Source organism: Streptomyces sp. NPDC107575 (assembly GCF_055657265.1).
On the sequence record NZ_JBVKBG010000003.1, the window covers coordinates 524,680 to 550,048 of the forward strand.

General features: G+C 70.7%; 24 protein-coding genes. 13 read left to right on the plus strand and 11 right to left on the minus strand.

Annotation, left to right across the window (positions count from 1 at the left end; translation table 11 throughout):
- Positions 1-58: 58 nt before the first annotated feature.
- From ACZ7L4_RS15615 to ACZ7L4_RS15625, 3 genes are read left to right on the plus strand one after another with little or no spacing between them, the layout of a single operon-like run.
- Positions 59-979, plus strand: coding sequence for an aminoglycoside phosphotransferase family protein (locus ACZ7L4_RS15615; protein ID WP_472102785.1), 921 nt, complete (start codon positions 59-61; stop codon positions 977-979).
- Positions 980-1,678 carry a class I SAM-dependent methyltransferase gene (locus tag ACZ7L4_RS15620; protein WP_472102787.1) on the plus strand — a complete coding sequence of 233 codons (699 nt, stop codon included), beginning with the start codon at positions 980-982 and terminating at the stop codon, positions 1,676-1,678.
- 29 nt (positions 1,679-1,707) lie between these two features.
- A complete protein-coding gene (locus ACZ7L4_RS15625; protein WP_472102789.1) occupies positions 1,708-2,256 on the plus strand; it encodes an HAD domain-containing protein in 549 nt (182 codons plus the stop codon).
- 61 nt (positions 2,257-2,317) lie between these two features.
- On the opposite strand, the gene ACZ7L4_RS15630 is transcribed toward ACZ7L4_RS15625, so the two are convergent.
- The 4 genes from ACZ7L4_RS15630 to ACZ7L4_RS15645 all read right to left on the minus strand — a co-directional run bounded on the left by ACZ7L4_RS15630 (position 2,318) and on the right by ACZ7L4_RS15645 (position 7,044).
- Positions 2,318-4,000 carry a relaxase/mobilization nuclease domain-containing protein gene (locus tag ACZ7L4_RS15630; protein WP_472102791.1) on the minus strand — a complete coding sequence of 561 codons (1,683 nt, stop codon included), beginning with the start codon at positions 3,998-4,000 and terminating at the stop codon, positions 2,318-2,320.
- Positions 3,990-4,547 carry a MobC family plasmid mobilization relaxosome protein gene (locus ACZ7L4_RS15635; protein WP_472102793.1) on the minus strand — a complete coding sequence of 186 codons (558 nt, stop codon included), beginning with the start codon at positions 4,545-4,547 and terminating at the stop codon, positions 3,990-3,992. Before ACZ7L4_RS15635 ends, ACZ7L4_RS15630 begins: the two co-directional genes overlap by 11 nt.
- Positions 4,548-4,943: 396 nt before the next feature.
- Complete coding sequence (locus ACZ7L4_RS15640; protein WP_472104025.1) at positions 4,944-6,125, minus strand: DUF3631 domain-containing protein; 1,182 nt, start codon at positions 6,123-6,125, stop codon at positions 4,944-4,946.
- A gap of 691 nt (positions 6,126-6,816) precedes the next feature.
- Positions 6,817-7,044, minus strand: coding sequence for a helix-turn-helix domain-containing protein (locus ACZ7L4_RS15645; RefSeq protein ID WP_472102794.1), 228 nt, complete (start codon positions 7,042-7,044; stop codon positions 6,817-6,819).
- 398 nt (positions 7,045-7,442) lie between these two features.
- On the opposite strand from ACZ7L4_RS15645, the gene ACZ7L4_RS15650 reads away from it, so the two are divergent.
- Positions 7,443-7,709, plus strand: a complete 267-nt coding sequence (locus tag ACZ7L4_RS15650; RefSeq protein WP_472102797.1) for a helix-turn-helix domain-containing protein — start codon at positions 7,443-7,445, stop codon at positions 7,707-7,709.
- Complete coding sequence (locus ACZ7L4_RS15655) at positions 7,702-8,979, plus strand: tyrosine-type recombinase/integrase (RefSeq protein ID WP_472102799.1); 1,278 nt, start codon at positions 7,702-7,704, stop codon at positions 8,977-8,979. Before ACZ7L4_RS15650 ends, ACZ7L4_RS15655 begins: the two co-directional genes overlap by 8 nt.
- A gap of 99 nt (positions 8,980-9,078) precedes the next feature.
- On the opposite strand, the gene ACZ7L4_RS15660 is transcribed toward ACZ7L4_RS15655, so the two are convergent.
- Positions 9,079-10,101, minus strand: a complete 1,023-nt coding sequence (locus ACZ7L4_RS15660; RefSeq protein ID WP_472102800.1) for a substrate-binding domain-containing protein — start codon at positions 10,099-10,101, stop codon at positions 9,079-9,081.
- A gap of 128 nt (positions 10,102-10,229) precedes the next feature.
- Here ACZ7L4_RS15660 and ACZ7L4_RS15665 point away from each other — a divergent pair, with 128 nt between their 5' ends.
- The 7 genes from ACZ7L4_RS15665 (at position 10,230) to ACZ7L4_RS15695 (ending at position 17,900) form a co-directional block, all read left to right on the plus strand.
- Positions 10,230-11,174 (plus strand): nucleoside hydrolase, encoded by a 945-nt coding sequence (locus ACZ7L4_RS15665; RefSeq protein WP_472102802.1) that lies wholly within the window; start codon positions 10,230-10,232, stop codon positions 11,172-11,174.
- Between the two features lie 95 nt (positions 11,175-11,269).
- The gene (locus ACZ7L4_RS15670; RefSeq protein ID WP_472102804.1) at positions 11,270-12,310 is read left to right on the plus strand and encodes an ABC transporter substrate-binding protein; all 1,041 of its coding nucleotides are present in this window, start codon (positions 11,270-11,272) and stop codon (positions 12,308-12,310) included.
- A 29-nt stretch (positions 12,311-12,339) separates the two neighbouring features.
- Positions 12,340-13,137 carry an ABC transporter ATP-binding protein gene (locus tag ACZ7L4_RS15675; RefSeq protein ID WP_472102806.1) on the plus strand — a complete coding sequence of 266 codons (798 nt, stop codon included), beginning with the start codon at positions 12,340-12,342 and terminating at the stop codon, positions 13,135-13,137.
- Positions 13,134-14,735 (plus strand): ABC transporter permease, encoded by a 1,602-nt coding sequence (locus ACZ7L4_RS15680; protein ID WP_472102808.1) that lies wholly within the window; start codon positions 13,134-13,136, stop codon positions 14,733-14,735. Before ACZ7L4_RS15675 ends, ACZ7L4_RS15680 begins: the two co-directional genes overlap by 4 nt.
- A gap of 44 nt (positions 14,736-14,779) precedes the next feature.
- On the plus strand, positions 14,780-16,144 hold the full coding sequence (locus ACZ7L4_RS15685) for an amidohydrolase family protein (protein ID WP_472102810.1): 1,365 nt from the start codon (positions 14,780-14,782) through the stop codon (positions 16,142-16,144).
- Between the two features lie 97 nt (positions 16,145-16,241).
- Positions 16,242-17,132: a Cof-type HAD-IIB family hydrolase gene (locus ACZ7L4_RS15690; RefSeq protein ID WP_472102812.1), complete on the plus strand. Its 891-nt coding sequence runs from the start codon at positions 16,242-16,244 to the stop codon at positions 17,130-17,132.
- Positions 17,133-17,387: 255 nt separating this feature from the next.
- Positions 17,388-17,900, plus strand: coding sequence for a DUF1269 domain-containing protein (locus ACZ7L4_RS15695; protein WP_422477503.1), 513 nt, complete (start codon positions 17,388-17,390; stop codon positions 17,898-17,900).
- 74 nt (positions 17,901-17,974) lie between these two features.
- Here ACZ7L4_RS15695 and ACZ7L4_RS15700 read toward each other — a convergent pair whose 3' ends face one another.
- The 6 genes from ACZ7L4_RS15700 to ACZ7L4_RS15725 are packed head-to-tail and all read right to left on the minus strand — an operon-like array spanning position 17,975 to position 23,992.
- A complete protein-coding gene (locus tag ACZ7L4_RS15700) occupies positions 17,975-18,700 on the minus strand; it encodes an ANTAR domain-containing protein (RefSeq protein ID WP_472102814.1) in 726 nt (241 codons plus the stop codon).
- A 12-nt stretch (positions 18,701-18,712) separates the two neighbouring features.
- A complete protein-coding gene (locus ACZ7L4_RS15705; RefSeq protein ID WP_472102816.1) occupies positions 18,713-19,561 on the minus strand; it encodes a GAF and ANTAR domain-containing protein in 849 nt (282 codons plus the stop codon).
- 27 nt (positions 19,562-19,588) lie between these two features.
- Positions 19,589-21,460 (minus strand): CheR family methyltransferase, encoded by a 1,872-nt coding sequence (locus ACZ7L4_RS15710; RefSeq protein ID WP_472102818.1) that lies wholly within the window; start codon positions 21,458-21,460, stop codon positions 19,589-19,591.
- Positions 21,461-21,471: 11 nt separating this feature from the next.
- A complete protein-coding gene (locus ACZ7L4_RS15715) occupies positions 21,472-22,080 on the minus strand; it encodes a chemotaxis protein CheB (RefSeq protein WP_472102820.1) in 609 nt (202 codons plus the stop codon).
- Positions 22,081-22,138: 58 nt separating this feature from the next.
- The gene (locus ACZ7L4_RS15720; RefSeq protein WP_472102822.1) at positions 22,139-23,485 is read right to left on the minus strand and encodes a DUF2252 domain-containing protein; all 1,347 of its coding nucleotides are present in this window, start codon (positions 23,483-23,485) and stop codon (positions 22,139-22,141) included.
- A gap of 18 nt (positions 23,486-23,503) precedes the next feature.
- Positions 23,504-23,992 (minus strand): hypothetical protein, encoded by a 489-nt coding sequence (locus ACZ7L4_RS15725; protein WP_472102824.1) that lies wholly within the window; start codon positions 23,990-23,992, stop codon positions 23,504-23,506.
- 118 nt (positions 23,993-24,110) lie between these two features.
- Between ACZ7L4_RS15725 and ACZ7L4_RS15730 the strand changes: the two genes are divergently transcribed.
- Positions 24,111-25,340 (plus strand): winged helix DNA-binding domain-containing protein, encoded by a 1,230-nt coding sequence (locus ACZ7L4_RS15730; protein WP_472102826.1) that lies wholly within the window; start codon positions 24,111-24,113, stop codon positions 25,338-25,340.
- Positions 25,341-25,369: the final 29 nt, after the last annotated feature.

Consider the following 25,369-nt stretch of genomic DNA (forward strand, 5'->3'; position numbering starts at 1 on the left):
CGCCCCCGCTCCCGCCCCGGACGCCCCACCCCGTACAGGAAATACAGGAGCACTCCCCATGGACGAGTCCCTCACCGCCGAACTCCTCCACAACCTGTGCACCGCCACAGGCCGCCCGACCCCCGTCCGCGAGGAGGTCCGCGTGTGGTCGATGTCCGGCGTCGAACGCGTCACCTTCCCCGACCGCACCACCGCGATCTTCAAGTACGCCAAGCGCCCCTTCGACAGCGAGGACCAGGCCCTGCGCCTCGCGCACACCCTCGGCATCCCCGTACCCAAGGTGTACGCCTCCGCGGTGCGCGACGGACGGCTCGGCATGCTCATCGAAGACCTCGGGCCGGCGGCCCGTGAGGCCGACGACCTCGACGGCGCCGCAACCGCTGTCGTCGTACACAGCGCCCGCACCGCCCCACCGCTCGCCCTCCTCGACGAGGAAGCGCTACGCGCCCTCCCGGCCCGCGCCCTCGACCACCTCCGCGCCCTGCGCAAGGCCGACCGCTGGGCGGCCGAGGACACCGATGACATCGAGCAGGCCCTCGACCTCCTCGCCCGAGCCGCCCCGCACCGCGTGACCGGTGCAACGCTCGCCCCGTTCGGCTGGGTGCACTCCGAGTTCCACCCCACCAGCCTCCACATCGGCCGCGGCAACACCTGGCGCCTGCTCGACTTCGCCCGCGCCTTCACCGGCCCTGGCCTGCTCGACCTGGCCAGCTGGCACGGCACGATCGAGGACCCGGACCCGGCCCGTCTGCGCACCTTCATCGAGCAATACGTCGCCGCCGGCGGCACCCCCGACGCCCTCGCCCCACGTGGCGAACTGCCCGCCGAGCAATGGGCCCTGGGCTGGCAGCGCATCTGGAGCGTCGAGTGGTTCATGGACCAGGCCATCCGCTGGATCAACGACCCGGCCACCGACCCGGCGTACATCAAAGTCGTACGCCGCCACCTCACCGACGTCCTCCGCCTCCTGGAGGTCTAGATGCCCACGGCACCAGCGCCCTCCCCCTGGCACGCACACGCCCTCCAACGCACGGCGTCCGCACCCGCCGACCCCCTGCCCGTTCCCGCCCGGATGGAATGGACCACCCGCCCGGGCCTCGGCCCCGGCGCGGAGATCCTCGGCCACGACCTCGCCCACCGCCGCGTCCTCGAACTCGGCTGCGGCCCCGGACACAACGCCGCCCACCTCGCCACCCGACGTGGCGCACGCGTCACCGGCGTGGACCTCGTCGGCCTCCAGATCCGCCGAGCCCGCGCCCACTACGGCCGTTTGTCCGGCCTCACGTTCGCCGCCGGCCACGCCCTCCACTACCTCCAGGCGACCGACGAACAATTCGACGCCATCTACTCGGTCTTCGGCGCGGTCGGCCTCGTCCCTCCGAACCTGCTCCTGCCGGCCATCTCCGCGCACCTCAAACCCGGCCGCACCCTGGCCTTCTCCGTTCCGCACCCCCAACGCGGCGGCCGACGCACTGCCAGCGACGACCGCCCCCGCCGCGACCACGTCACCTTGCCCGACCGTAGCCGCCTCCCCCTGGTGCGCTGGGAGTTCGACGCCGAGCGCTGGGGCCGGCACCTCGTCCGGGCCGGCCTCCGGCTCACCTCCGCGCAGGACTTCCACGACGGTCGCCACGGCCCTTGGCCGACCACGCTGCTGATCACCGCACGCAAGCTCTGACTCGCACCGCGCCCAAGCCGGAGGAACCCATGCGCCCGCCCTACCTCTTGATCGACATCGACGGTGTCCTCATACCGTTTCCGCACGCGGACGGGGCCACTCCACCCAGTCACGTCCGCTATGACGTCATACCTGCCGACCGTCCGCCCGACGCTCCCGTTCCGGTGTGGCTGAACCCGGCACACGGACCGATGCTCACCGACCTCATCCGCACGAGGCTGGTCACTCCGATGTGGTGCACCAGCTGGCGCCACGACGCCATCACGCTGATCGGTCCCCTGCTCGGTCTGCCCACCTTCCTGTACGTCGATCTGCCCCGACCGAACATCACCACCAGCCACCCCAACGGCTACCTCTGGAAACGCGACCACGTCGACGCGTGGCTCGGCGACGCACCGGCTGCCTGGATCGACGACGACTTCACCGATCTCGACCACACCTGGGCGACCGCACGCGCCGCTCGCGGGTTCCCCACGCTGCTGGTTCAGCCCGACCCGTACGTCGGCCTGCTGTCCGAGCATCTGGTGGCAGTGCGGGACTGGGCAGCGGCCTTGCACTCGGCGGCACGGGCTGCGTGAGGCTGCCCCAGTAGCTCGAACATTGGCGTTGGAGGTCGCTGTTCCCGGAGTGGGCACTCCGTCAGCGTCGGCGGCCGTGGTCCGCGGGATTCCCGCGCTGCACCGTGACGGCCTGCTCCTGCTGCGCCGCAGATGTGACCTGCAACGTGCTGCGCGTGCTCGGCCTACGTGCTGCCTGTGCGCGCCGGTTCGGCTCGACCGTGATTCGCCAGTTGAGCACCTCGGCCGGATGCTCGGCCGTATCGAGTTCGCGTTCACCCGCGAGCCGGGCAAGGAGTTGGCGGGGCTCGTGGCCAGCAGTTTGGGCGCGGGCGAGTGTGGTGGCCAAGGCCGGCCAGGACGGGTCGGTGAGGATGCGGGCAGCGTGGCCAGGGATGGCCTCACACACCGTGGCGTCGAAGCGATCCATGGTCTGTTGACGTGGCGCGCGTCGGGTGAGGTCAGCCAGGACCGGGTCGGCTGCCTGGCTGTAGGCCGTCTGTAGGTGACGAAGGGCTTGCTCGGCTGCGGCGGCCTGCTGCTCGTGGCCGCGCTGCTCATGCCACTTGGCGGCGGCGCGGGCCAGGTGCAGGGCAGTGAAAACCAAGGAGATGGCGAGTCCACCCGGAGCACTGGGGGCATACGCGAGTTCCTTGGCGGCCCTGCGCAGTTCACCGACGGCTTGGTGGTCGGCCTGGATGGCGGAGCGGCGGGCGCGATGGAACACCCGAGCCGCTGCTTGGAGTTGAGCCTGGTGCGGGCCAGATGTGGCGCGAGCCAGGTTGTGCAGGGCGTCGCTGAAACCGTCCAGCTGGCCCTGAGCCACGGCGTCGTTGTCCGCATCGAGAAACGTGCGGGCGGTGCGCATGGCGGAATCGACACGGCGCCACGTGTCCGCCGCGTCCGCCATGGCCTGCGGTCGGTCGGCCACTTCTTGGTCGGGCAGTCGCTGACGCAGTCGGTTGAAGGACAGGTCAGGGGCGAGCTTGGAGCCGCCGAAGTAGACGGTGTCGCCTGGAGCGGCCAAGCTGTAGCCGGTCACCTCACCGGTCTCGGGGCCGACGCGGGTCTTCACCTGGATGCCCAGCGAGTCGAGGACGGTGAAGTAGTCGTCGAGGCTGCGGACCGCGGCAGCGACCGCGTACGCCTGCTCGCGGAGCCACTCTCGCGCGACCTGTTGCTGACCAAGGCGTTCGGCCTTGGCGCGCTCGGCACCGGTCGGTGTCTTGGGTGCTGTCAGGTCACCGGACTTGAGTCGGCGCAGCCCGAACTCGGCCTCGATCTGTCGGCATTCCTTCTGCGCTCGCTGGCCGTCACGGTTCGTACGTGGACGGCGGCCGTCGGCGCGGACGGTGGTGGCCAGGATGTGGATGTGGTCGTCCGCGTGGCGCACCGCGATCCACCGGCACGCCTTCTCGTCCCCTTCTGGGGCGATGCCGGTGGCAGCGACGACGCGGCGAGCCACCTCGGCCCACTCGGCGTCGGTCAGGTAGCGGTCGCCTGGCGCAGTGCGCACCGGGCAGTGCCATACGTGCTTCGGCGGCTTCGTCCCGCCCAGCTCGCGGGTGCGCAGGTCGACATGGTGGTCAAGCCGCTTGGCAAGCAGGCTGTAGGTGGCGACGGGGTCGCGGCCGGGGTCAGGGGCGCCGACCATGTCCCATGCGGCAACGATGTGGGGGTCGGTGTGCTCGTCTCGCCGCCCCTTCCCGAAGAGGTAGTTGATCAGCCCCCGAGTGTCGGAGCCGGTCGAGACGTCAGGAACCATGGCGGCCGCCTTCCGCCACGAGCTCGTCCATCAGCTGGTAGCTGCGCTCGACGGCCCGGCTGACGCGGTCGAGTACGTCCTCGGCCTGGTCGGGAACGGTCCCGCTGTTGATGGCCATGGTGATCTGGTTGAGATTGGTGCCGATGCGGTTCAGCGCCTTGGTGTGGGCCTCGACGGCCTCCACTAGCGGGCGGATCGGATCGTCGTCTGGACTGCCGACCGCGTGCGCCTTACCGAGCGCTACCGCAAGGGCGGAGTCGCCGACGAATCCGGCGAACGTCAGGTGGCGTTGCTTGGCTGCCTCGTCGATGAGACGGACCGCGGTCGAAGTGAAGCGGACCTTCTTCTCCTGATCGCGCTTCTCGGTGGTGCGCTTGCGGTTCATCCGTGCGGGCAGCACCGGGGCGTCGGGTTCACGCCACGAGGGCGACTCGACGGGCAGTGAAGGGTGGGCGGGTGACTCGGACGGCGGCGCAGTGGCGTCGGCGGGCGGCTCGTCGTACATGGCGGCGACGCTGGTACCGGACGCGGCGCTGGGCTCAGCCATCCCCTCCCTTGGCTCGGGTGCCCGCTGGCGCCCGGTCCCGTTCTCCCCCGCCACCCCCGGGGCGGGGGCAAGCGCGGACGAAGCCCCGTTAGGGGCTCGAACGCTCCAACTTGCTGCCGTTCGTCGTCCCAGGCCGAGCCATCCCCGGCGGCGAGTGGGGTGTGCGTTACCGGTGTCGGTGTCGGTGTCGGGCATCGTGGTGCTCCAAAGGCAGGTGGTTGGCGGGGTGTCACATCCGTTGCATGCGTCGCATGCCTGGTCAGCACAGGTACGGACGGCGGTGCAGGTACGGATACGTCCGTCCCGGCGAGAGAGTCCGTCCCCGCGCTGACCTGCGCGGGGACGGATGCGACGCACTGCTACGGACTCCCGTCCAGGTGCGTTGTGCAGGTGAGGTCAGAGAGTTCGCTTCGGCCCGGCAGAACCGCCGGGCGGTCCCACAGGGAGCGACTCCGTCGGCCCGCTCGTGACCGGCTTGCCCACGGTCGGACCTGCGGGTGTGACGCCGGGCGCAGGCTCAGGTGTGGTGTCGGTCTGGATCAGGTCGGGGCAATGGCGGGCCCAGGCATCCAGGAATCGGTTGCGCACATACGCCTTGGCCTGACGCCCCTGATCGAAGCGGTAGTTGGTGGGGCTGATGCCGAAATCACGCAGCAGGTTGCCGAGGTGGTAGGCGTTCAAGCCCTTGGCACCGTGGTCCGCCCACGGAGCGTCCGCGTCCTGGATCAGGACAGCGACCAGGTCCAGGGTGGGCAGGGCTTCAGGGTTGTTCGCCTGCTCGAAGACGCGATGGATATCGCGCAGTAGCCGAGTCTTCAGGCTGGTCTGTTCGTCCTGCGCAGCTTCGTGGCGGGTCATGGCCACACACGCGGTACGCGCCTGCCTTGACCAGTGACCACCGGCCAGGTCGGCGATGATGACCAGCGGCTCCCACGTGTCCGCCGCCCGGTCCTCCACCGGCATCGGCGGCACGATGCGGGCGGCCGTGCTCCGCAGCGGACCCAGCCACGCAGCCAGCCGATCACGTAGTGCTTTGAGTTCCGGTCCCGCGTACCGCGAGCGGAACGGGGCGACCTTTTCAACGGGCTTGCGCTTCTGCATCCGCAGTACGACCGACCGGTCGGTGATGGTGTCGGGCAGGTCGCCGATACCTGCGATCGCGGCCATCGCGAAGGTGGGGAACGGCGTGGGCTTGTGCTCCGGACCGGAGATCCGCCAGGCGGGCCGGTTGCGCTGGTGTCCGGCGTTGAGCAGGCCGCGCAGGACCTCGCTGTCGCCCGCTGCCTTAGGGCTGAAAATGGTGTCCGCCTCGTCCACCAGCAGCGTGGGCGGGATCTTGCCGATGGTGCGGAAGATGACCGCCGGAGAAGTGTTCACCGTCATCATCGGGTCATGGACGGTCTCATAAAGGACGTCCAGCACACGGGACTTGCCACAGCCCTTGGTCGGGCTCATCACCGCCAGGCGAGGCGCGTGCTGCAGGACAGTCTGGATGTGCGTGGCCGCCACCCACAGGGTGACCGCGGTCAATGCCTCCTCGCTCGGCAGCACGACGTACTTACCGATGGTCGATCGCAACTCATCCAGCAGCACCACTCCCTCCCCCGGCACCGAATCTCCACCGTCACCGGCCCCCGAAGCACCGCCAGATTTCATGGCGTCCCCTGACCCAGTCCCCGAACGGTCGACAGTCCCCGTCCCCTGGATGGTCCCCAGTGACCGCTGGGGACCGGATTCGCCGCCCTCAACGCGCTGCGACGCGTCCCCATCACGGTCCCCGGACCGCTGGCGGCCGTCCCCGTCACGGCCCCCAGGCTGCGTCCTCACCGCGCTGACCTGCGAATCGGCAGCAGGCTCAGAGTTCCGGTCGCTGGTTGGGGACCGGTCCCCAACCGCAGCCGCGGACATCCGGTCCCCAACTTCCGTTCCCCGCACACCGGTTTCACTTCGGGGACCGTGCCGGTCCCCGTCGACCACAAAGTTCATCGGACCGGGGACCGTATCCACAGACCAGGTTTCCCCCTGGTCCCTGTTGAGCCAGGGAGCTCCCTGGCCGGGTACGGCAGCCTTGGGCCAGATCGTGGGGGCTGCTTCGGCGGCAGAGCTGGACGTAGAGTCCTCCATAGACGTTCCTCTCCGGTGAGGGCAGGTCCGGCAAGACCCGCCCTCACCCGTTCGTTCCTTCAGATATGGGCGATCAGTTGGGGAATCTTCGGCCCTCGGCGGTGGTTCGCCGGGGGCCGCTTCGTTGTCCCCGTGGGGTGCGGAGTCAGACCGTGAGGTCGTACGAGGTCTGCGCGTCCAGCCACACGTCCACCTCCCGCCACCGGTAGCGCAGGTGCCGGCCGACCTTGTGCACGGTCGGCCCGATGCGCCGGTGACGCCACTGGTAGAGCGTCTTCACCGGCACACCGAGGTAGACCGCCACCTCCTCCGGCGTGGCCAGAGGGACAGGACCAGCGCCGTAGGCAGGGGTGGGGCGCGGGGTTCGGGGCATAAGGGCTCCTTGGCTGAAGTGGCGGGGTGGACAAGACAGCCACAGAATTGCCTGCCGCGTCCAGCGGCATTGTGCGGAAATCCCACGGCCACCCCAAACGACCTGTCGCCGAATGGGAACAAAACCGTAGACCCGGATCGCCGGTTGCCGAAATTGCGCCGAGAGCAGAGGGATCGGTCCGCTTTTCTCCGGACGCCCTGTCACCCCAATCCGCCCAAGCCATCTGACATAATCGCAGGTCAGCGACCAATCCGAGCACCTCAGAGACAGCGGCGTGGGACCATAGCACGAGAATCCGGCTTCACCGAACCACCAGAATTGTTGGCTCCGCCGAGCTTTCACAAGTCCTTGAGGAACCTCTTGCCACGGCCGCCGAATTCGAGTTACAGCTATCTGTCATGGCAACCCGACCCATAGAAATAGGCCCGGCCGGAATCCAAGCCGCGCGCAATATCGAGTACCTGCGTCTGCTGCGTGGCCTCTCCCAGCAGCGCCTCGCCGAACGATGCACCGCCCTCGGCCGCCCCCTGACCAACATCGCCCTCAGTCGCACCGAACGCGCTCGCCGCCGCTGCGACATCGACGACCTCGTCACCATCGCTACCGCACTCGGCGTCTCGCCGATTGCTCTGCTCACAATCTCCGCTGCGGGGAAGCGTGGCTGAGCCGTACGACCGCTGGCACAAGAAGCGGCCGCAGGCCGACGACGAGACCTGCACTGCCCACAAGAAGGTCCCGTCCCGCGAACACGGACGCGGCAAGCGATGGTTGGCTCGCTGGCGCGATCCCGACGGGCAGCAGCAGAGTGAGAGCTTCGACCGGTACGAGGACGCCCGGCAGCACCTCACCAAGATGCAGGGCAGCGTCGACGACGGCACGTACATCGACCCGAGGAAGGGCGAGGCCCAGCTCAAGGCGGTGGCCGAGCAGTGGTTGGCGAACCAGACGTTCGAGAACCCTCGGACGTACGCCCAGTACGAGTCCCGCGTCCGGAACCACGTCATCGCGCCGCTCGGCTCACTCAAGCTGCGCCAGGTCAAGGCGTCCACCGTGCAGACCTGGATCAAGCGCCGACTTCAGGTGCTCGACGAGACGACCGTCGGGCTGGTCTTCACGCACCTGTCATCGATCCTGGCCATGGCCGTGGACGACGACCTGATCGCCAAGAACCCGTGCGAGACCGGCTCGGTGAAGCGCGTGAAGCCCCGGCGATCGAAGAAGGCGGCGAAGGACGCGCCCTTGCAGTGGGAGCAGACAGACGCCCTGCAGCCCCACCTGCCCGAGCGCTACCGGGCCACCGTCGACTGCGGCCGAGGACTGGGCATGCGGCAGGGCGAGATCTTCGGGTTCAGCCCCGAGGACGTCGACTGGCTACAGAAAGACAAGGTCGTCCACATCCGCCGCCAGATCACACACGATCGCGGCGCTCTGGTTTTCGCCCCGCCGAAGGGTGGCACGGAGGACGATCCCAAGGACCGCTTCGTACCGGTCGGCGATGCGCTGGCCGTACTGCTCACCGAGCACATGCGCGAGCACCCGCCGGCCGAGGTCACCCTGCCGTGGATGACCAGGGACGGCGAGCCCGTGACCGTACGCCTGGCGTTCACCACACGGGAGCACAAGCCGCTGAACAAGAACTACTTCAACTACCTCTGGAAGGCCGCCCTGGAAGCGATCGGCGCGATAACGGCCGTCAACGACAAGCCTGTTGGCAGGGGCCGCAAGTGGGAGGAGTGCCGCGACAAGATGATGCATGCCCTGCGGCATCTCTTCGCCTCCGAGGCCATCAACGAGGGCGTCGATGTCTACACCCTCGCCGACCTCCTCGGCCATGAGGACCCTGCCTTCACTCTTCGCCGCTACGTCCATCGGGTGAGCGGGGCCGTCGAGAAGGCCCGCAAGGCGATCGGCCGGCGCTATTCGCCGGCCGGGTGAAACAGGGCCGCCCGCTCACTCACCTTCGAACGGCCCTGACGCCGGTCCTTTGGAGGACCATCCCCGCGTCCGTGGCGACGCATCGGGCCCAGGACGGCCTCAGCCGCGATCAGTACTGCCCCGAGGGGTGAGCACAGGCGCGGGCCCGGGGACGGACGTGGGCGCGTCACCCTGCCCCTCGATGCGGTCCAGGAGCAGGGTGACGGCCCGGTCGGCCAGGTCTTCGAGGTGGAGGTCTAGGGCGGTGAGCGGCGGCGTGGCGCTGCGGGCTCGGACGCCGTCGTAGTTGGTAGCGACCATCAGGTCTCCGGGCACGGCCAGGCCGAGTTCCTCTGCGGCGCTGAGCGTTCCTACGGCGAATGCGTCGAGCGGGGCGTAGATCGCGTCGACCGAGGGGTGGCGGCGCAGCAGGTCGAGGGCAGCGGCGTGACCGGCGCGGGCTCCTTCGCGGGCGTCGGCACGCGCGATGCGCAGGGGGCGGTCGTGTTCAGTGGCCCAACTGCGGTAGTAGGCGCAGATGTCGTCGGTGAGGACCCGGTCCTCGGTGGTGACGAGCACGGCGATCTCGCGGCAGCCGCGGTCGGACAGATGGGCGAGGATCACGTCGGCTCCGGAGGCGCCGCGTTCGACCCAGGACATGGTGCTGCCGGGGGTGCGGTCCCGGCCGATCGAGACGGTCGGCAGATCGAGGGCGGCCAGGCGCTTGCCGATCCAGTGGTCGGCGACCGGCTCGATGAGCAGGGCTCCGTCGACGTCGAGGCGGTCTATGAAGGTGCTGTCGCTGCCGTCCACGGGCGGCACGAGGAGCAGGGCGTAGCCGCGTTCGAGGGCGATCCGGGCGGCGGACGCGGCGATGTCCATGAAGAAGCCGAGGCGTGAGACGCCGCCGATCACCGCGGGCGGCATGGTGCTCATCAGGGCGATGGTCTGGGACCGCCCGGCGCGCAGCCGTCGGGCGCGGACGCTGGGCCGGTAGCCGAGTTCGTCCGCCAATGACTTGATCCGTGCGCGGGTGCGCGGGTCGAGCGTGCCCTTGCCGTTCATGGCCCAGGACACGGCGGTGGTGGACACCCCGGCGGCCTCGGCCACGTCAGCGATGGTCACGCGGCGCGTGCTGGTCACCCTTCCCCTCCCGGTGTCGCGCTGATGTTGCGCTTCGAGGTCGTTCCCGCCTCGCCCTTGACACTAGCCGAGCCTCTCGCATCTACTTCAATTAATCGATTAATTACAGGGACTTCAGAGGGGCCTCGATGGCTGTACTCGTGATCGACACGGATCCTGGTCTTGACGACGCGCATGCGCTCGCCATGGTGCTGACGCCGAGTGCGGTCCGTTCGGTCCCGCCGGTCGCCGCGCTGTGCACGGTCGCGGGCAACGTCGGTATCGACCAGGTCACCGCGAACGCCCGCTGGCTGCTCGGCGCGTACGGCGTCGAGAACGTGCCCGTGCACCGCGGCGCCGCACGCCCCCTCGCCGGACCCCAGGCGCACGCCGCCGACATCCACGGCGAGGACGGTCTGGGCGGCGCACCCCGCAAGGACGTGCCCGACGTGCCGGAGTCCCCCCTCACCGCGGCCCTCGCGCTCGTCGAGACCGCCCGTCGCCACCCCGGTGAGACGACTGTGGTCGCGCTCGGCCCGCTCACCAACCTGGCTCTTGCCGTGCGCCTCGAGCCCCGGCTGCCCCAGCTCCTGGACCGCGTGGTCGTGATGGGCGGCGCCATCGACGGGCGCGGCAACCTCACCATGAACGCCGAGTTCAACACCGGCGCCGACCCGGCCGCCGCCGACGTGGTCTTCGCCGAGTTCGAGCGGGTGACGCTGGTGTCCTGGGAGGCCACGCTCGATCACCCGTTCACGCCCGAGGAGTTCACCGGCTTCTTCGTCGGTGACTCCCGACCCGCGAGGGCCCTGCACGACCTCGTCCAGCACGGCTTCACCTCTGACCCCGGCTACGCCGCCCGTCCGTCGTTTCTTCGCCCCGATCCGCTCGCGATGGCCGTCGCCCTGGACCCGTCCGTGGTCACACGCTCCGAGCGGCATCGCATCTACGTACGGCACGGCGGCGGGCTCGATCACGGGCTGAGCGTCGTGGACTGGCGGGACCGCGGCGATGTATGCCTGCCCGACCGGCCCGCCGTCGAGATCGTCTTCGAGACCGACCGCGAGCGACTGCTCGACCTGCTCAGGGTCTGACGGATCCGGTCCGCCGGCTCCAACGCCGCGGCACAGGCCCGTACTTCATCGCGCCACCCACCACCACTCACGCACCCCTCTCCTCAGGAGGTCCCGTGTCTTCCTCCCCCGGCCTGTCGCGGCGCGCTTTGTTGCGCGGCGCCGCGATGCTCGGCGGCGCCGCCGCGCTCGGGCCCGCGCTCACCGCGTGCGGCTCCAGCGGCACCGACGCCGACGGCGCCACCCGGATCCAGCTGGGCTGGCTGCCCAACGTCGAGTCGATGGGCCTGCTGGTCGCCGCCGCCAACGGCCACTACCGCGCCCAGGGCATCACACCCAAGCTGGCACCCGGCGGGCCCACCGTCGTCATCGAACCGCAGATCATCACCGGCAAGGCGCTGGTCGGCACCGAGTCCAGCGACACGCTGGGCGACGCGATCGCCAAGGGCGCGCCGCTGGTCGCGATCGGCGCCATGTACCAGCGCTCTCCTTCCTGCATCCTGTCGCTGGCGAAGAAGCCGGTGCGCACGCCCAAGGATCTGGAGGGGCGCCGCTTCGGTGTGGCGCAGAGTGACGCCCGCGTGTACGCCGGTTTCTTCAAGCTGGCCGGCGTGGACGCGAGCAAGATCGAGATGGTGCCGACCGGCACCGACCCGTCCGCGCTCGCGTCCGGCGAGGTGGACGCCATCTCGGCGACCCTCGCCAACCAGCCGGTCGCCCTGAAGCTGCGCGGCATCGAGACGACATCCATCGCACTCGCCGACCACGGATACAACCGGTGGGGCGGGCTGCTCACGGTCAGCGCGCGCAGCCTGCGCGACGACGCGACGCGGGCGAGGGTGGTCAAGGTGCTGCGCGGCACGGTCCTCGGCCTGCAGGACGCGGTCGCCGACCCCGCCGGCGCGGCCCGCACCATCGTGGACCGCTACGGCAAACAGACCGGCCTGGACCTGCCCGGCCAGCGGGCGGGCGCCAAGATCTGGGCGGGTCTTACCCGCACGCCCGACACCGAGAAGCACGGCCTAATGCGCCTGACCCCGGAGGGCATCGCCTCTCAGGAACGTTTTCTGCGCAGCCTCGGCATCAAGGCCGATGCGAAGTCCATGTTCGACTCGTCGCTCCTCGACGAGATCTACGGCACCGCAACCCACCTGTGACCCCTGTCCGTCCGAGGAAGGACCTCCCCATGTCGTCAACCCCTTCGGCGGGCCTGACCGCCGACGGCGTCGAGCGAGTGTTCAAGGTCGCCGGCGACACCGTGACCGCGCTCGGCGGAGTCGATCTGGCCACGCCAGCGGGCTCGTTCGTCTCCCTGCTCGGCCCGTCGGGCTGCGGCAAGTCGACGCTGCTGCGCATGTTCGCCGACCTGGACGTGCCGACCGGCGGCCGCGTCGCCGTGCACGGCGAGACGCCCGACAAGGCCCGCACCGCGCACAAGGTCGGCGTCGCGTTCCAGGACGCGGCGCTGCTGCCCTGGCGTTCGGTCGAGCGCAACATCCGCATTCCGCTGGAGGTCGCCGGCAAGCAGACCGACAGCAGACTGATCGCCGACCTGATCGAACTGACCGGACTCAAGGGCTTCGAGAAGGCCCGCCCCGGCCAGCTGTCCGGCGGTATGCGCCAGCGCGTCGCCATCGCCCGCACCCTCGTGCTCCAGCCCGAAGTGCTGCTGCTCGACGAGCCGTTCGGCGCGCTCGACGACATGACCCGGCAGACCATGAACCTGGAGCTGCAGCGCATCTGGACGGAGCGGCCCGCGACCACCCTGCTGGTCACCCACTCCATTCCGGAGGCGGTGTTCCTCAGCGACAAGGTCGTCGTGATGGACGCACGGCCGGGCCGCATCGTCGCCGAGATCGACATCGACCTGCCGCGGCCCCGCACGCCGGAGATCCAGCGCACGACGGAGTTCCACGCGTACGTGGACCAGCTGTCGGAGGAGCTCTTCGCCGGGCACGGCGCACTCGCCGGGGGCGCGGCATGAGCGCGCTCCCGCTGGCCCCGGCCCCCGCGCGCCGGGCCTTCAAGCCTGCCGCGGCCCGCTGGCTGCCGGTCGTCTCGGGTGTCACCGTCCTGCTCGCGGTGTGGTGCGCGGTGGCGTTCTCGCTCTCCGAGCAGCAGCTGGTCCCCTACCCCTGGGACGTCGTGCACGCCCTGTGGCGGGACCGTTCCCTGCTGCTCGACAACTCCTGGCCGACCCTGTGGGTGGCGCTGCAGGGATTCTTCTGGGGCAACCTCGTCGTGATCCCGCTCGCGGCGATCGCCCTACTGTGGCCGGCGAGCGAACCGGTGGTGAACCGCCTCGCCGTCGTGCTGCACGCCGTGCCGTTCATCGCCATCGCCCCGATCCTGATCGTGGCACTGCCCGGCGGCAGCGCGAAGGTCGTCATCACGGCGCTGATGGTGTACTTCCCGTCCCTCGTCGGCGTCCTGCTCGGCCTACACAGCGCGGACTCACGCTCCCTAGACATGATCCGGGCCGCGGGCGGCTCCCGGCGCACCGCGCTGGTGAAGGTCCGCTTCCCCGCCGCGCTCCCCCAGGTCTTCGCCGGTCTGCGGATCGCCACCCCGGCGGCCCTGCTCGGCGCCCTCGTCGCGGAGTTCTTCGGCGCCGACCGCGGGCTCGGCGCGCTCATCGTGCAGGCGCAGACCTCGATGGAGGTGGAGCGCACCTGGGCCACCGCCGTCTGGATCGGCCTGCTCTCCGGCGCGGTCTACGCACTGATCTCCTACGCGGCCCGGCTCGCCACCCCCTGGGCGGGCAAGGGCGGCACCGTCGCGACCGACATCGGCACGGGGCAGAGCGCCCCGGGCAGCCGCACCCAGCGCGTCGTCGGCATCGTGCTGTCAGCCATGCTGCTGCTCGGTCTGTGGCAGCTGATCGTGTCCGCGCTCGGCCTCGACCCGTTCTTCGCCAAGGGGCCCGCCGACGTGGTGAGCTACCTGACAGGCCATCAATCAGCTGCGTACTGGGACCAGTTCGTCTCCGGTCTCGGCCAGACCGTGCTGGACGCGGGCACCGGGTTCGTCGTCGGCACGCTGATCGCCGCGGTCACCGCCGTTGCCGCCGTGGCCTGGCGCCCGGTGGAGCGGCTCGTCCTGCCGCTCGCGATCGTGCTGCGCTCGGTGCCGCTGATCGCTATCACCCCGCTGATCGTGCTGGTCTTCGGCCGCGGCCTGGTCGGGGTGAGCGTGGTCATCACGCTCGGCACGTTCTTCCCGACGCTGGTCAACCTGATCACCGCACTGCGCTCGGCCCCGGCCGGTGCCGCCGAGGTGGTCCACGCGGCGGGCGGCTCCTCGCTCACCGCCGCGCTCAAGGTCCGCCTGCCGTACGCGATCCCGGCCCTCACCGCGTCCGCGCGCATCGCCATCCCGAGCGCGGTCGTCGGCGCCACGCTCGCCGAATGGCTCGCCACCGGCAAGGGGCTCGGCCACCTCATCACCTCGTCCTACGAGGAACTGGCCTTCGACGCGCTGTGGTCCTCCGGCGTCCTCGTCGTCCTGCTCGTCCTCGTCCTGTACGCGTGCATCGGCCGCCTCGACACGTTCGTGGCCCGCCGGTTCGGCCTCACCGACTGATCCTCCATGGCACCCCGCCCCACCACCCTGTGACAGGAAATTCCGTGCACTCCATCGACCTGCTCATTCACAACGCCCACGTCGTCGCCTTCGACGAGGCGGGCACCGTGCTCCCCGACGGAGCCATCGCCGTCCGCGACGGCGAGATCGTCGAGATCGGCCCGACTGCCGACCTGACCGAGCATTACGCGCCGGCCGAGCGCATCCACGCCGACGGTTCGATCGCCATGCCCGGCCTGATCGACGCGCACGTCCACACGGCCCAGACCCTCATGCGGGGCCTGATCACCACCCTCGGGCAGCGCAACGCCCTGCGCGTGCCGTTCTGGCGCGAGTACTACGTGCCGTTCGAGTCGATGCTGACGCCCGAGGACATGTACCTGTCCGCGCAGCTCGCCTACACCAACATGATCGCCAACGGCACGACCGCGTTCTGGGACGCGGGCGGCCCGCACCCCGACTCGATGGCGCGCGCCGCCGACGAGGTCGGAATCCGCGGCATCGTCTCGCTGAGCACCATGGACGGCGGCGACCGCATCCCCGACTCGATGCGCACCACCACCGACCAGGCGCTCCAGGGCAACCTCGACCTCGTCAAGCGCTGGCCTTCCGACGCCGGCCAGCGCGTCAGCGCGTCCCTGTCGCTGCGTCAGGTCATTGCCTGCTCCACCGAGTTGGTCACCGAGATGTCGCGCGCGGCCCACGAGCTCGACGTCAGGATCCATACGCATCTCGTCGAGGGCACGTACGAGATCGACCACTGCCTGGAGAAGTACGGGCGCCGCCCCATCGACCACCTCATCGACCTGGGCGTCTTCGACGAGCGTCTGCACGGCGCGCACTCCATCCTCGCTGCCCGGCACGACGTCGACGCCTACGTCCGCCACGGTGTCTCGGCCTGCCACTGCGGATTCGGCAACTCGTCCATCGGCCAGCCGCCGGCCCTGGACATGTGGCGGCGCGGCGTCGCCATCGGTCTTGGCACCGACGGAGTCAACGACCGCGGCAGCCTCGACATCTTCCAGGTCGCGCACGCCACCCTCGTTAACCAGCAGCTGGTGTACGGCACTCCGTACCACGACCGGTTCGCCGTCAAGCCCTCCGAACCGCTGACCATGGCCACCCGCGGTGGTGCGCGCGCCCTCGGACTCGGCGAGAAGATCGGCTCCCTGGAGGCGGGCAAGCGCGCCGACGTCCTCCTGCTCGGCCTGGACTCGGCGGACGCGGCGGCCTCGATCTCGCCCGAGGCGTTCCTGTACGAGGCGGCGAACGGTCGCGACGTCCACACCGTCGTCGTGGAGGGCCGCACGGTCCTGAAGAACCGCGAGTTCACCACCGTGGACGTGGCCGCCATCCGGGCCCGCGCCGCGGCACGCCAGCAGGAACTGGTCGCACGCTTCATGCCCTGACCAGGCTCGTCGCCTCGACACCGACCGGGCCCGACACACACTCGTGCGTCGGGCCTCACGGCGTACGCCCCGCATGCCTCAGCAGAGAGCCCGACCCATGACGCTCCGCCCCGCCCTCAGCACCCGGCTCATCGCCACGGACCTGGACGGCACCCTGCTCCGCGACGACAAAGCCGTCTCCGCCCGCACCGTCGACGCCCTCGCCGCCGCAGCGGATGCCGGCATCGAGGTCCTCTTCGTCACGAGTCGCCCCGCCCGCTGGATGCATGTCGTCAGCGACCACGTGCACGGCCACGGCTTCGCGATCTGCGCCAACGGAGCCGCGTTTGTCGACCTGCACGCCGGCCCCAGCCGCAGCCGCTTCACCAGGATCCGGGCACTCGCGACAGCGGACGCCCGCCACGTCGTGCACGCCCTGCGCACAGCCATGCCCGGCATCTCTTTCGCCGTCGAACGAACCGGAGGGCTGCACTTCGAAGCGGGCTTCCCGCCGATGTTCGCCGACCCCCGCCGCGGCGTCGCCCTCGCCGAACAACTCCTCGCACCCGACGCGCCCGCCGCCGACGAACCGGTCCTCAAACTCCTCGCCCACCACTCCGGACTCACGCCCGACGCCTTCCACGCGCTCGCGCGCACCGCGGCGGGCGGCCGTGCCACGGTCACCCGCTCCCACCCGGGGACCGCCCTGCTGGAGATCAGCGGAGCCGACGTGTCCAAAGCCAGCGCCCTTGCTCTGTGCTGCCAAGAACGAGGCATCTCCCCCTCAGAGGTCGTGGCGATCGGCGACATGCCCAACGACCTGGAGATGCTCGGCTGGGCGGGCACCTCCTACGCCATGGGCAACGCCCACCCGGACGTCGTCGAGGTCGCCGACCACGTCACCGCCGACAACAACCACGACGGGGCAGCCCGTGTCATCGAAAACATCCTGGCACGCACCCGACGCCGGCCCTTCCGTCCTGCCTTCACGCATGCCGTGCCCTCATGACGTGCACCGGTTGTGCACCGCCTCTTCCGCATCCACGGCATCCGTGCAGGTCAAGACAACTTCCATGCTGTACTTCGACCTCTAAGCCGTCCCGTAGCTCCGGACGCGCTCGTCGCCGAGGGCCCGGTCTCCCCGCAAGGGAGGCCGGGCCCTCGGGCGTGTCAGGGGTGTGTGAGGCTCGCCGGGCGGAAAGCGGCCAACCGCCTTAAACTCGGGCAAGTCGCACACGCTGACAAGCCTCGGAGGAGTGCCGTCATGAGCAATCTGTTCGTCGTCGCCTATAACGACCTCGCCACCGCCGACCAGGTCCGCAACCGGCTCCTGGAGATGTCCAAGGAGCACCTCGTCGAGCTCGAGGACATCGTCGTCGTCGAGCGCCGGGAGTCCGACGGGAAGATCAAGCTGCACCAGGCCGTGAACCACACCACGATGGGCGCCACGGGCGGCGCGCTGTGGGGCAGCGTCATCGGCATGCTGTTCCTGGTGCCGTTCCTGGGCGCCGCCGTGGGCGCCGCCGCGGGTGCCGCGGGCGGGGCCGTCACGGACACCGGCATCAACGACAACTTCATGAAGGAACTCAGCCAGAACCTGCGGCCCGGCGCCGCCGCGCTGTTCGTCCTCGTCAAGCAGGCCGCCCGCGACAAGGTGGTGCCGGAGATCGCGCAGTACGGCGGTCAGCTGGTGCAGACGTCGCTGAGCAACGACGACGAGGAGGCGCTGCGCGAGATGCTGCAGGAGGGGCAGGCGAAGGCCCAGGCCTCGGCGTAGGCTCCGCAGCCGCAGCAGGGCGGCCGCCCCGGTCCGAGGGGCCGGGGCGGCCGTCGTCGTGTGTCCGGGCGGCGCTACTTGGCGACGAGTTCGCCGCGGCCCTCCGTGACCTCGCGGGCCACGTCCACGAGCTTGCGCTGATGGGAACGCGCGTAGCTCCGAAGTCCCGCGAAGGCCTGGTCCAGGGACTGGCCGGTGCGGGCGGCGAGGATGCCCTTGGCCTGCTCCACGAGGACCCGGCTGGACAGCGCGTGCTCCAGCTGACCGGCGAGGACCTGGGACTCGCCCAGTTCGCGCTGGAGCGTGAGGGTGTGCCCCGCTACCTCGGCGAAGAGCCGGACCAGGGCGAGGGCCTCCTTGTCCAGCGGTGTGTCGGCGGCGGTGAACAGGACCAGCGCGCCGATCTCCTCGTCCCTGCCGCGCAGTGGAAGCGCGGTGGCCCGGCCGAAGCCGAGGGCCCTGGCGCGCGCGGCCCAGCGCGGCCAGCGCCGCTGTGCGGAGCGCGTCGTCACGTCGACGTCCACGAGGGCGCAGCCCGTCGTACGGGCGTCGTAGCCCGCGCCCTCCTCCCAGCGGACGGCATCGGCCGCGAGGGCGCCGAGCGAGGCGTCGGTGCCGTCGGTGAGGAGCGGGGCGCGGCCGCCGGGCACGTACGCCACCTTCGCGCCGCGCGCGCGGAACAGCCGCCTGCCCCCTTCCGCGAGGGTGGCCAGCAGGGTTTGCGTGTCGGAGGGGTCGCGCGCGGCTCCACCTGTCAACTCGGCGAAGACCGCGGCGACTTCCTGCTCTCGCAGTGTCACGGTGGAGACCTCTCAGCCGAGTCGGAGTCGTCCCTGGACGATATCCCGCGCGATGTCGCCGATAGGACGGCCGTCGGCGAAAGCGCGTACTTTGACCAGTTCCAGTGCATCCGGGATGCGGCAGCCCACCTGGACTGCCACCATGCCCGCGGCCTGGTGGACCTCGGCACGGTAGTCGATTCCTCCGAAGAGGCCGGGTACCGCGTCCGTACCGAGGAAAACGTTGCGGGTCAAGGAGTCGGCGACCTGCGTGACGGCCGTGGTGGACGCGGCGTCCGCGCGTGCGTCGAACACGGCCAGCGCGCCGATGCAGCTGTCGGCGGACTGCAGGGGAACGGCGACGACGTGGCCGATTCCGAGCCCTTCGGCGGCGGGACCGTAACCGGGCCAGCGGTCCGTCAGCAGGGCACCCGAAGCGACGACCGCGCGGCGCTCCCGCACCGCGTCGCGCGCCGGGCCCTCGCCGAGGACGTACTCCAGCTCCTGCGCGGCGCGCGAGGGCTCGCCGGAGGCGGCGGTCGCGACCTGGTTCCGGTCCGCGTCGACGAGGGTGACGGCGGCGCTGTCGCTTCCGCAGGCCTCCGCGACCCCGGTCATGAACAGCGGGGGGCACCCTCCCGTGTCCGCCCACTGAGCGGCGCGCCGGGCGTGGGACTCGAGGAGCTGCGCCGTCAGCTCGTGCCGCCGCGCGCTCGTCCGGTGAATGTGCGCCAGGCGGGCATTGAGCCGGCCCCAGTCCCCCGCACCGATGGCTTCGTACTGGCGGGCAAGCTCCAGCTCGCGGTCGGCACGCCCGCGGGCGCGGGCCGCACGCTGCCAGACGGCCGCCGCCTGCTCCGCCGAGCTCCCCCCGAGGGTCATGCCGTCAGCGTACGCCCGGGGAGCGGATCAGGAGGCTCCGTTGCTCCGGCCGCCCTCTTCCATCAGCAGCACGACACCGCCGCGGTGTCCGTCGAAGGGGCTGCAGTTCACGGTGCAGTTGATGCTGCGGCCGAGGCGGTTGACGGCGGCGACCATCACCGGGGCGCCGCGGCTGCGGGTCCTGACGCACTCCTCCACGGCCTCCCGCAGCGGCCGGGTGGGCAGCCCGAAGTCGAGCTCGAAGAAGGGTTCGTCGACCGCCTCGTCCGGGCGCAGTCCCCACAGGTCGCTCGCGCCCCGGTTCCAGCTCTTGACCTTCAGGTCCTTGTCGAGGACGACGATGGCGGCCGCGATGGAGGCGAGCACGCCCTCCAGGAAGGCGCGGGTCTCGTCGAGCTCGTCGCTGCGGATCCGCATCTCCTCGTTCATCGTCTCCAGCTCCTCGTTGCCGGACTGGAGCTCCTCGTTGGTCGTCTCCAACTCCTCGTTCGTGGACTGGAGTTCCTCGTTGGTCGTCTCCAACTCCTCGATGGAGGACTGCAGTTCCTCGTTCGTGGTCTCCAACTCCTCGTTCGTGGACTGGAGTTCCTCGTACGCCGTCTCCAGGTCCTCGCGTACGCGCTTGACCTCTGCCTTGAGCTGGGTCGCCACGGTCACGTCGGTGAACGAGATGTTGGTGGCGGCCGGCACGCCCCCGGCGCCGACCAGCGGCTGGACGACCATGTCGAAGTACTGGAGGTCCTCGCCGACCCGGCGCTCCGCCCCGTTGACCCGCAGGGTGCGGCGCTCGTGCGTGGCCTGGTCGATCAGCGAGCGCAGCTCGACCGGGCGGTAGGAGATCTCGAGGTCCTGGAAGGGCCGGCCGATATCGTTCGTGGTGAGGCCGAACTGCACGCGCGCGTGGTTGTTGATGAGGACGACCAGGCCCTCGGCGTCCACCGCCAGCGCGGCGCCGGGTGAGGCGTCGAGGATGAGGTCGCGCAGCTGACGGTTGCGGGCCATGTGCTGCATCTCCCCGCCCAGGTGCGCGCGCAGCTTCACCGGCGCGGGCTGGTAGGGGGTCGCGGAGTCGCCGGGGCGGCGGCGGAAGATGCGCTGGCGCATGCTGACGACGTCGAAGCGGTCCGCGTCGTTGAGCAGCATCTCGGCCTTGCCGAGGAACAGGAATCCGCCCTCGCGCAGTGCGAAGTGGAACCGGTCGATGATCTGGGTCTGCGCCTCGACGTTGAAGTACATCAGCGCGTTGCGGCAGACCAGCAGGTCGAGGCGGGAGATCGGGGCGTCGCGGGTGATGTCGTGGCGGCCGAAGATGACCCGGCGGCGCAGGTCGGCGCGGAAGCTGTACCGCGCCCCGTTCTGCTCGAAGTACTTCTCGCGCAGGGTGTCGGAGAGCGGTTCCAGGGTCTTGGCCGGATAGAGGCCGGAGCGGGCGTCGCGCAGGGCCTCGTCGTCGACGTCGGTGCCGTAGATCTTGACGCGGTTGAGGGTCTCCTCGACGCCGAGGGCCTCGGCGAACATGATGGCCAGCGAGTACGCCTCCTCACCACTGGAGCAGCCCGCGCTCCAGACCCTGATCTCGTCCTCCGGGCCGTGCTCGGCCAGCACCTCGGGGATCACTTCGCGCTGGAGGTACGTCCAGGCCTCCGAGTCCCGGAAGATGGAGGTGACGTTGATCAGGATGGTGTTGAAGAGGGCGCTGAACTCGTCCGCGTTCGTCTCCAGCTGGTCGCGGTACTCGGAGTACGACTCCGTGCCGACGTCGGCCATGCGCTTGCGGATGCGGCGGCCCAGGGACGAGCGCTTGTAGCCGGTGAAGTCGAAGCCGCGTGCGTCCCGCAGGAAGCCGAGCAGCTCCTCCAGCTCCTCGTCCGTCTCCACGTCGCGGCGTGCCTCGCTCATCACTGCCCTACCTACTGCCTCTTGATGTCGACAAGTCCGCGGATCACCGCCGAGATTTCCTGCAGAGGTAGCACGAAGTCCACTGTGCCCGTACCCTCCGCGGCCTCCGGCATGCCCCGGAACTCCGCGGTGCGCGGATCCTGAGCGATCACGGTACCGCCGCGGGACTTCACCGCGTCGACACCCATGGCCCCGTCGTTGCCCGTGCCGGTCAGGACGATGGCGATGGCCCGCGGCCCGTAGGCACCAGCGACGGATTCGAAGAGAAGATCGGCGGAGGGCCGCAGGAAGTGGACCAGCTCGCTCTGGGAGAGGGCGAGGGTGCCGTCCTCGCCCACGAGGAGATGGCGGTCGGGCGGCGCGATGTAGACGGTCCCCGGCCGGGCCGACTCGCCCTCTTCGGCGAGTTTGACGTGCAGGGCGGTGCGGCGGTCGAGGATCTCCGCGAGGACGGTGCGGTGCCGCGGGTCCAGGTGCTGGACGACGAGGATCGGCACGGGCAGGTCGGCCTCGAGCCCGCCCAGGACGGCGACGAGGGCATGGATGCCGCCCGCGGACGCGGCGACGGCGACGACGCTGAAGCTGTCGTCCGAACGATCGGCACTGATCGGGGTCGGCACACCACCGAGCCTAGGCATGCGACCGAGGACGTGGCTACGGCTGTGTGGCAGTCGGCCGTCACGCCCCGGAGGCCGCCGTCAGCACTCCCGCCGATATCGCGCCGCGCAGCTCCGCGTGGTCCCGTACGGTCTGGTCGGCGTAGTGCAGCGCGAACGCGGCGACCGCCCGGTCGAAACCGTCCTTGCCGCCGAGGTAGGCGGCGATGGCGACCCGGTCGCCGGAGCGGGCGTGGGCGCGGGCGAGGGCGGTGCCGCACAGCCGGGCGTAGGCGAGGAGTTCGTCGGGCGGCATGACGGTGACGTCGGCGGAGCCCTTCATGTCGCGCAGCTGGCGCCAGTAGAAGGAACGGCCCTGCGGCCCCGTCATCCAGCCGAGGAAGATGTCGCCCGCCGCCTGGAGCAGGCGCTGGCCGGAGACGACGCGGTGGCCGGGGTGGATGTACGGGCCGTGGTTCGGGATGTGGTCCTCGACGACGGACCGGGTGGCCTCCTTGATCTGAAGGAACAGCGGGTCGTCGGCATCGCGCCCGGCCAGCAGCACGATGAAGCAGCGGGTGCCGACGCTGCCGACGCCGACGACCTTGCGGGCCGCGTCGACGAAGCGGTAGCGGTCGAGCAGCCGGCGGCGCTCCTCGGCGAGCGTGGAGCGGTAGTCGCCGAACATCTTGCGGACGGCCGCGGCGTCGGAGACCCCGGCCGGTTCGAGGAGCGGCGGGTCGTAGGCGATGCGGCGGCGGCCGTCGGGGGTGGTCTCCGTGAGCTTGCCGAGGGCGTGCAGGCTGGTGCGCCGGGTGGCCTGGTTGAGGGTGTGCTCGGCGCGGCGGCGGTGGCGCGCCGAGCGGATGAGCGGGAGCAGCGCGTGGGCGTCGATGCGCTCGTACCAGACGGCGAGCTCACCGAGGGAGGCCAGCCGGCGCATGTTGGTGCGGTACGCGGTGACGGAGGCGAGGGCGGCGCGGTGCGCCTGCTTGTCGGAGTGGCCGTTGTCGCGGGCGGCGACGGCTGTGGAGGCGGCGAGGCGTTTGACGTCCCACTCGAAGGGCCCCGGGTACGTCTCGTCGAAGTCGTTGAGGTCGAAGAGCAGGGCGCGGTCGGGCGCGGCGAACAGGCCGAAGTTCAACAGGTGTGCGTCGCCGCAGAGTTGGACGGTGAGCCCGGTGTGGGGCGTCGCCGCGAGGTCGCCGGCCATCACGGCGGCGGAACCGCGCAGGAAGGCGAAGGGGCTCGCCGCCATCCGCCCGTAGCGGATGGGCAGCAGGTCGCGGAGCCGGTCGGCGCCCTGCCGTTCCAGGGTCACGACGGGGTCGGGGCGGTCGGCGGACGGGATCCACGGGCCGTGCGAGGAGCGGGGGCTGTGCTTGCGGGCCCGTCGGCCCAGGGCGGCGCGTTCGGCGGGGCTGCTCATGGCGGGGCGCCCCGCGGGTCAATGACGCAGGGCGCGGGAGACCTCGGCGGTGATGCCGTCGCCGAGGGAGTGGGTGCTGCGGGCGGTGGCGTCCTTGGAGTCGCCGCCCGGCACGTCGTCCACATTCAGCACGACGGTGTCGACCAGCTTGTCGTCGCCGTTCTTGAAGCTGACCTGGACGGCGTACGACTTGGTGTCCGACGTGCCGTTGTCGACGGTGACGGGCACCGTGGTGCGGTTGCCCTCGGTCTTCACGTCGCCGAGCTTCACATCGCCCTTGGCGTCGACGCCGTCCTTGAAGTCGTCGAACTTCTGCTGCGCCTCCGCGGTCGCCGACGCCACCACGTCCGAGGCCCTGGAGGCTGCCGACGAGGCGGCGGACGCGGCCTTCGACGCGGCACTGGAAGGGTTGTCGCCGTCGTCGGAGCAGCCCGCCGCGGCCACGGTCAGGGCCGCCACGCACAGGGCCGCGCCCACCGCTCGGGCGCCTCGTCGTACGTCCGCCATCGCCGACACCTCCGCTCGACCAACACACTCCAGGTCGCTCAAGTCAACGGTGGGGCAGGGCCGGGGCGCATGCCAAGGGGGGCAAACAGGTGACCTTCGCGGCGGGGCGGCGGGCAGGATGTGCCGCATGAACACGAAGAGCACAGGGCCCGTGCGGCACATCGGTGACGACGAGCGGCGCGTACGGCTCGCACTTGCTCACCGCCTCTCCCCCGCGGCGCGCGCGGACCGCGCCGAGGACGTCGCGCGCTCGCTGGTCGCGCTGCACGGCACCGACCCCGCGACCGTGTACCTGGCGGTGGGGGCGCGGCTCGCGGACGCCTCCGGGACCGTCGCGGACGTCGAGCGGGCGCTGTACGAGGACCGGACGCTGGTGCGGATGCACGGGATGCGGCACACGGTGTTCACCTTCCCGGCGGAGCTGGCGGCGACGGTGCACGCGTCGACCGGGCTCGCGGTGGCGGCGAAGGCGCGGGCCGGGCTGCTCAAGGACATCGCGGCCGGGAGCGACGGGCGCCTCACGCCCGAGTGGCTGGCGGAGGTGGAGGCCTCGGCGCTGGCCGCGCTCGGGCGGCGCGGGGAGGCCACGGTGGGTGAACTCGTGGCGGACGAGCCGCGGTTGCGGGAGCGGTTCACGTACGGGCGCGGCAGGAGCTACGAGGCCGAGCAGACGGTGTCGTCGCGGCTCATGCGGGTGCTCGGGGTGGAGGGGCGGGTCGCACGGGGCAGGCCGCTCGGCTCGTGGACGTCCTCGCAGTTCCGGTGGGCGGTCGCGCCGCCGCATCCGGAGCTGCCGGCCGCCGATGCACAGGCGAAGCTGCTCGGGCGGTGGCTGGGGGCGTGCGGGCCCGCCACGGAGGCGGACCTCAAGTGGTGGACGGGCTGGAAGGTCACGGACGTACGCAGGGCGCTCGCCGCGGTGGGAGCGGTGGCGGTGTCGCTGGACGGCGGCGGCACGGGGTACGTACTGGCGGACCAAGTGGGCGCGCCGGAGGGCGACTTGGAGCCGTGGGCGGCGCTCCTCCCGGGCCTCGATCCCACGTCGATGGGCTGGCAGGAGCGGGACTGGTACTGCCCGCCGGAACTGCGCCCCGCGCTCTTCGACGGCAGCGGGAACATCGGCCCGACGGTGTGGTGGGGCGGGCGGATCGTGGGCGGGTGGGGGCAGCGGGCGGGTGGTGAGGTGGTGTGGCGGTTGCTGGACACGTCCGGCGGCCGTAAGGCCGAGCGGGCGATTGCCGCGGAGGCGGATCGCTTGTGGTCCTGGCTGAGCGGGACCCGGGTCACGCCCCGTTTCCGCACGCCCTTGGAGAAGGAGCTGGGTACTTCGAGCCCCGCCGGCGATTGAGGCGCGGGGTCCGGGGCGGAGCCCCGTGA

Bases quoted from the DNA above. Each gene is read 5' to 3' on its own strand.
- ACZ7L4_RS15615 (WP_472102785.1), top strand. From the start codon at position 59: ATGGACGAGTCCCTCACCGCCGAACTCCTCCACAACCTGTGCACCGCC.
- ACZ7L4_RS15620 (WP_472102787.1), top strand. From the start codon at position 980: ATGCCCACGGCACCAGCGCCCTCCCCCTGGCACGCACACGCCCTCCAA.
- ACZ7L4_RS15625 (WP_472102789.1), top strand. From the start codon at position 1,708: ATGCGCCCGCCCTACCTCTTGATCGACATCGACGGTGTCCTCATACCG.
- ACZ7L4_RS15630 (WP_472102791.1), bottom strand. From the start codon at position 4,000: ATGGTTCCTGACGTCTCGACCGGCTCCGACACTCGGGGGCTGATCAAC.
- ACZ7L4_RS15635 (WP_472102793.1), bottom strand. From the start codon at position 4,547: ATGGCTGAGCCCAGCGCCGCGTCCGGTACCAGCGTCGCCGCCATGTAC.
- ACZ7L4_RS15645 (WP_472102794.1), bottom strand. From the start codon at position 7,044: ATGCCCCGAACCCCGCGCCCCACCCCTGCCTACGGCGCTGGTCCTGTC.
- ACZ7L4_RS15650 (WP_472102797.1), top strand. From the start codon at position 7,443: ATGGCAACCCGACCCATAGAAATAGGCCCGGCCGGAATCCAAGCCGCG.
- ACZ7L4_RS15665 (WP_472102802.1), top strand. From the start codon at position 10,230: ATGGCTGTACTCGTGATCGACACGGATCCTGGTCTTGACGACGCGCAT.
- ACZ7L4_RS15675 (WP_472102806.1), top strand. From the start codon at position 12,340: ATGTCGTCAACCCCTTCGGCGGGCCTGACCGCCGACGGCGTCGAGCGA.
- ACZ7L4_RS15680 (WP_472102808.1), top strand. From the start codon at position 13,134: ATGAGCGCGCTCCCGCTGGCCCCGGCCCCCGCGCGCCGGGCCTTCAAG.
- ACZ7L4_RS15690 (WP_472102812.1), top strand. From the start codon at position 16,242: ATGACGCTCCGCCCCGCCCTCAGCACCCGGCTCATCGCCACGGACCTG.
- ACZ7L4_RS15695 (WP_422477503.1), top strand. From the start codon at position 17,388: ATGAGCAATCTGTTCGTCGTCGCCTATAACGACCTCGCCACCGCCGAC.
- ACZ7L4_RS15705 (WP_472102816.1), bottom strand. From the start codon at position 19,561: ATGACCCTCGGGGGGAGCTCGGCGGAGCAGGCGGCGGCCGTCTGGCAG.
- ACZ7L4_RS15710 (WP_472102818.1), bottom strand. From the start codon at position 21,460: ATGAGCGAGGCACGCCGCGACGTGGAGACGGACGAGGAGCTGGAGGAG.
- ACZ7L4_RS15720 (WP_472102822.1), bottom strand. From the start codon at position 23,485: ATGAGCAGCCCCGCCGAACGCGCCGCCCTGGGCCGACGGGCCCGCAAG.
- ACZ7L4_RS15725 (WP_472102824.1), bottom strand. From the start codon at position 23,992: ATGGCGGACGTACGACGAGGCGCCCGAGCGGTGGGCGCGGCCCTGTGC.
- ACZ7L4_RS15730 (WP_472102826.1), top strand. From the start codon at position 24,111: ATGTGCCGCATGAACACGAAGAGCACAGGGCCCGTGCGGCACATCGGT.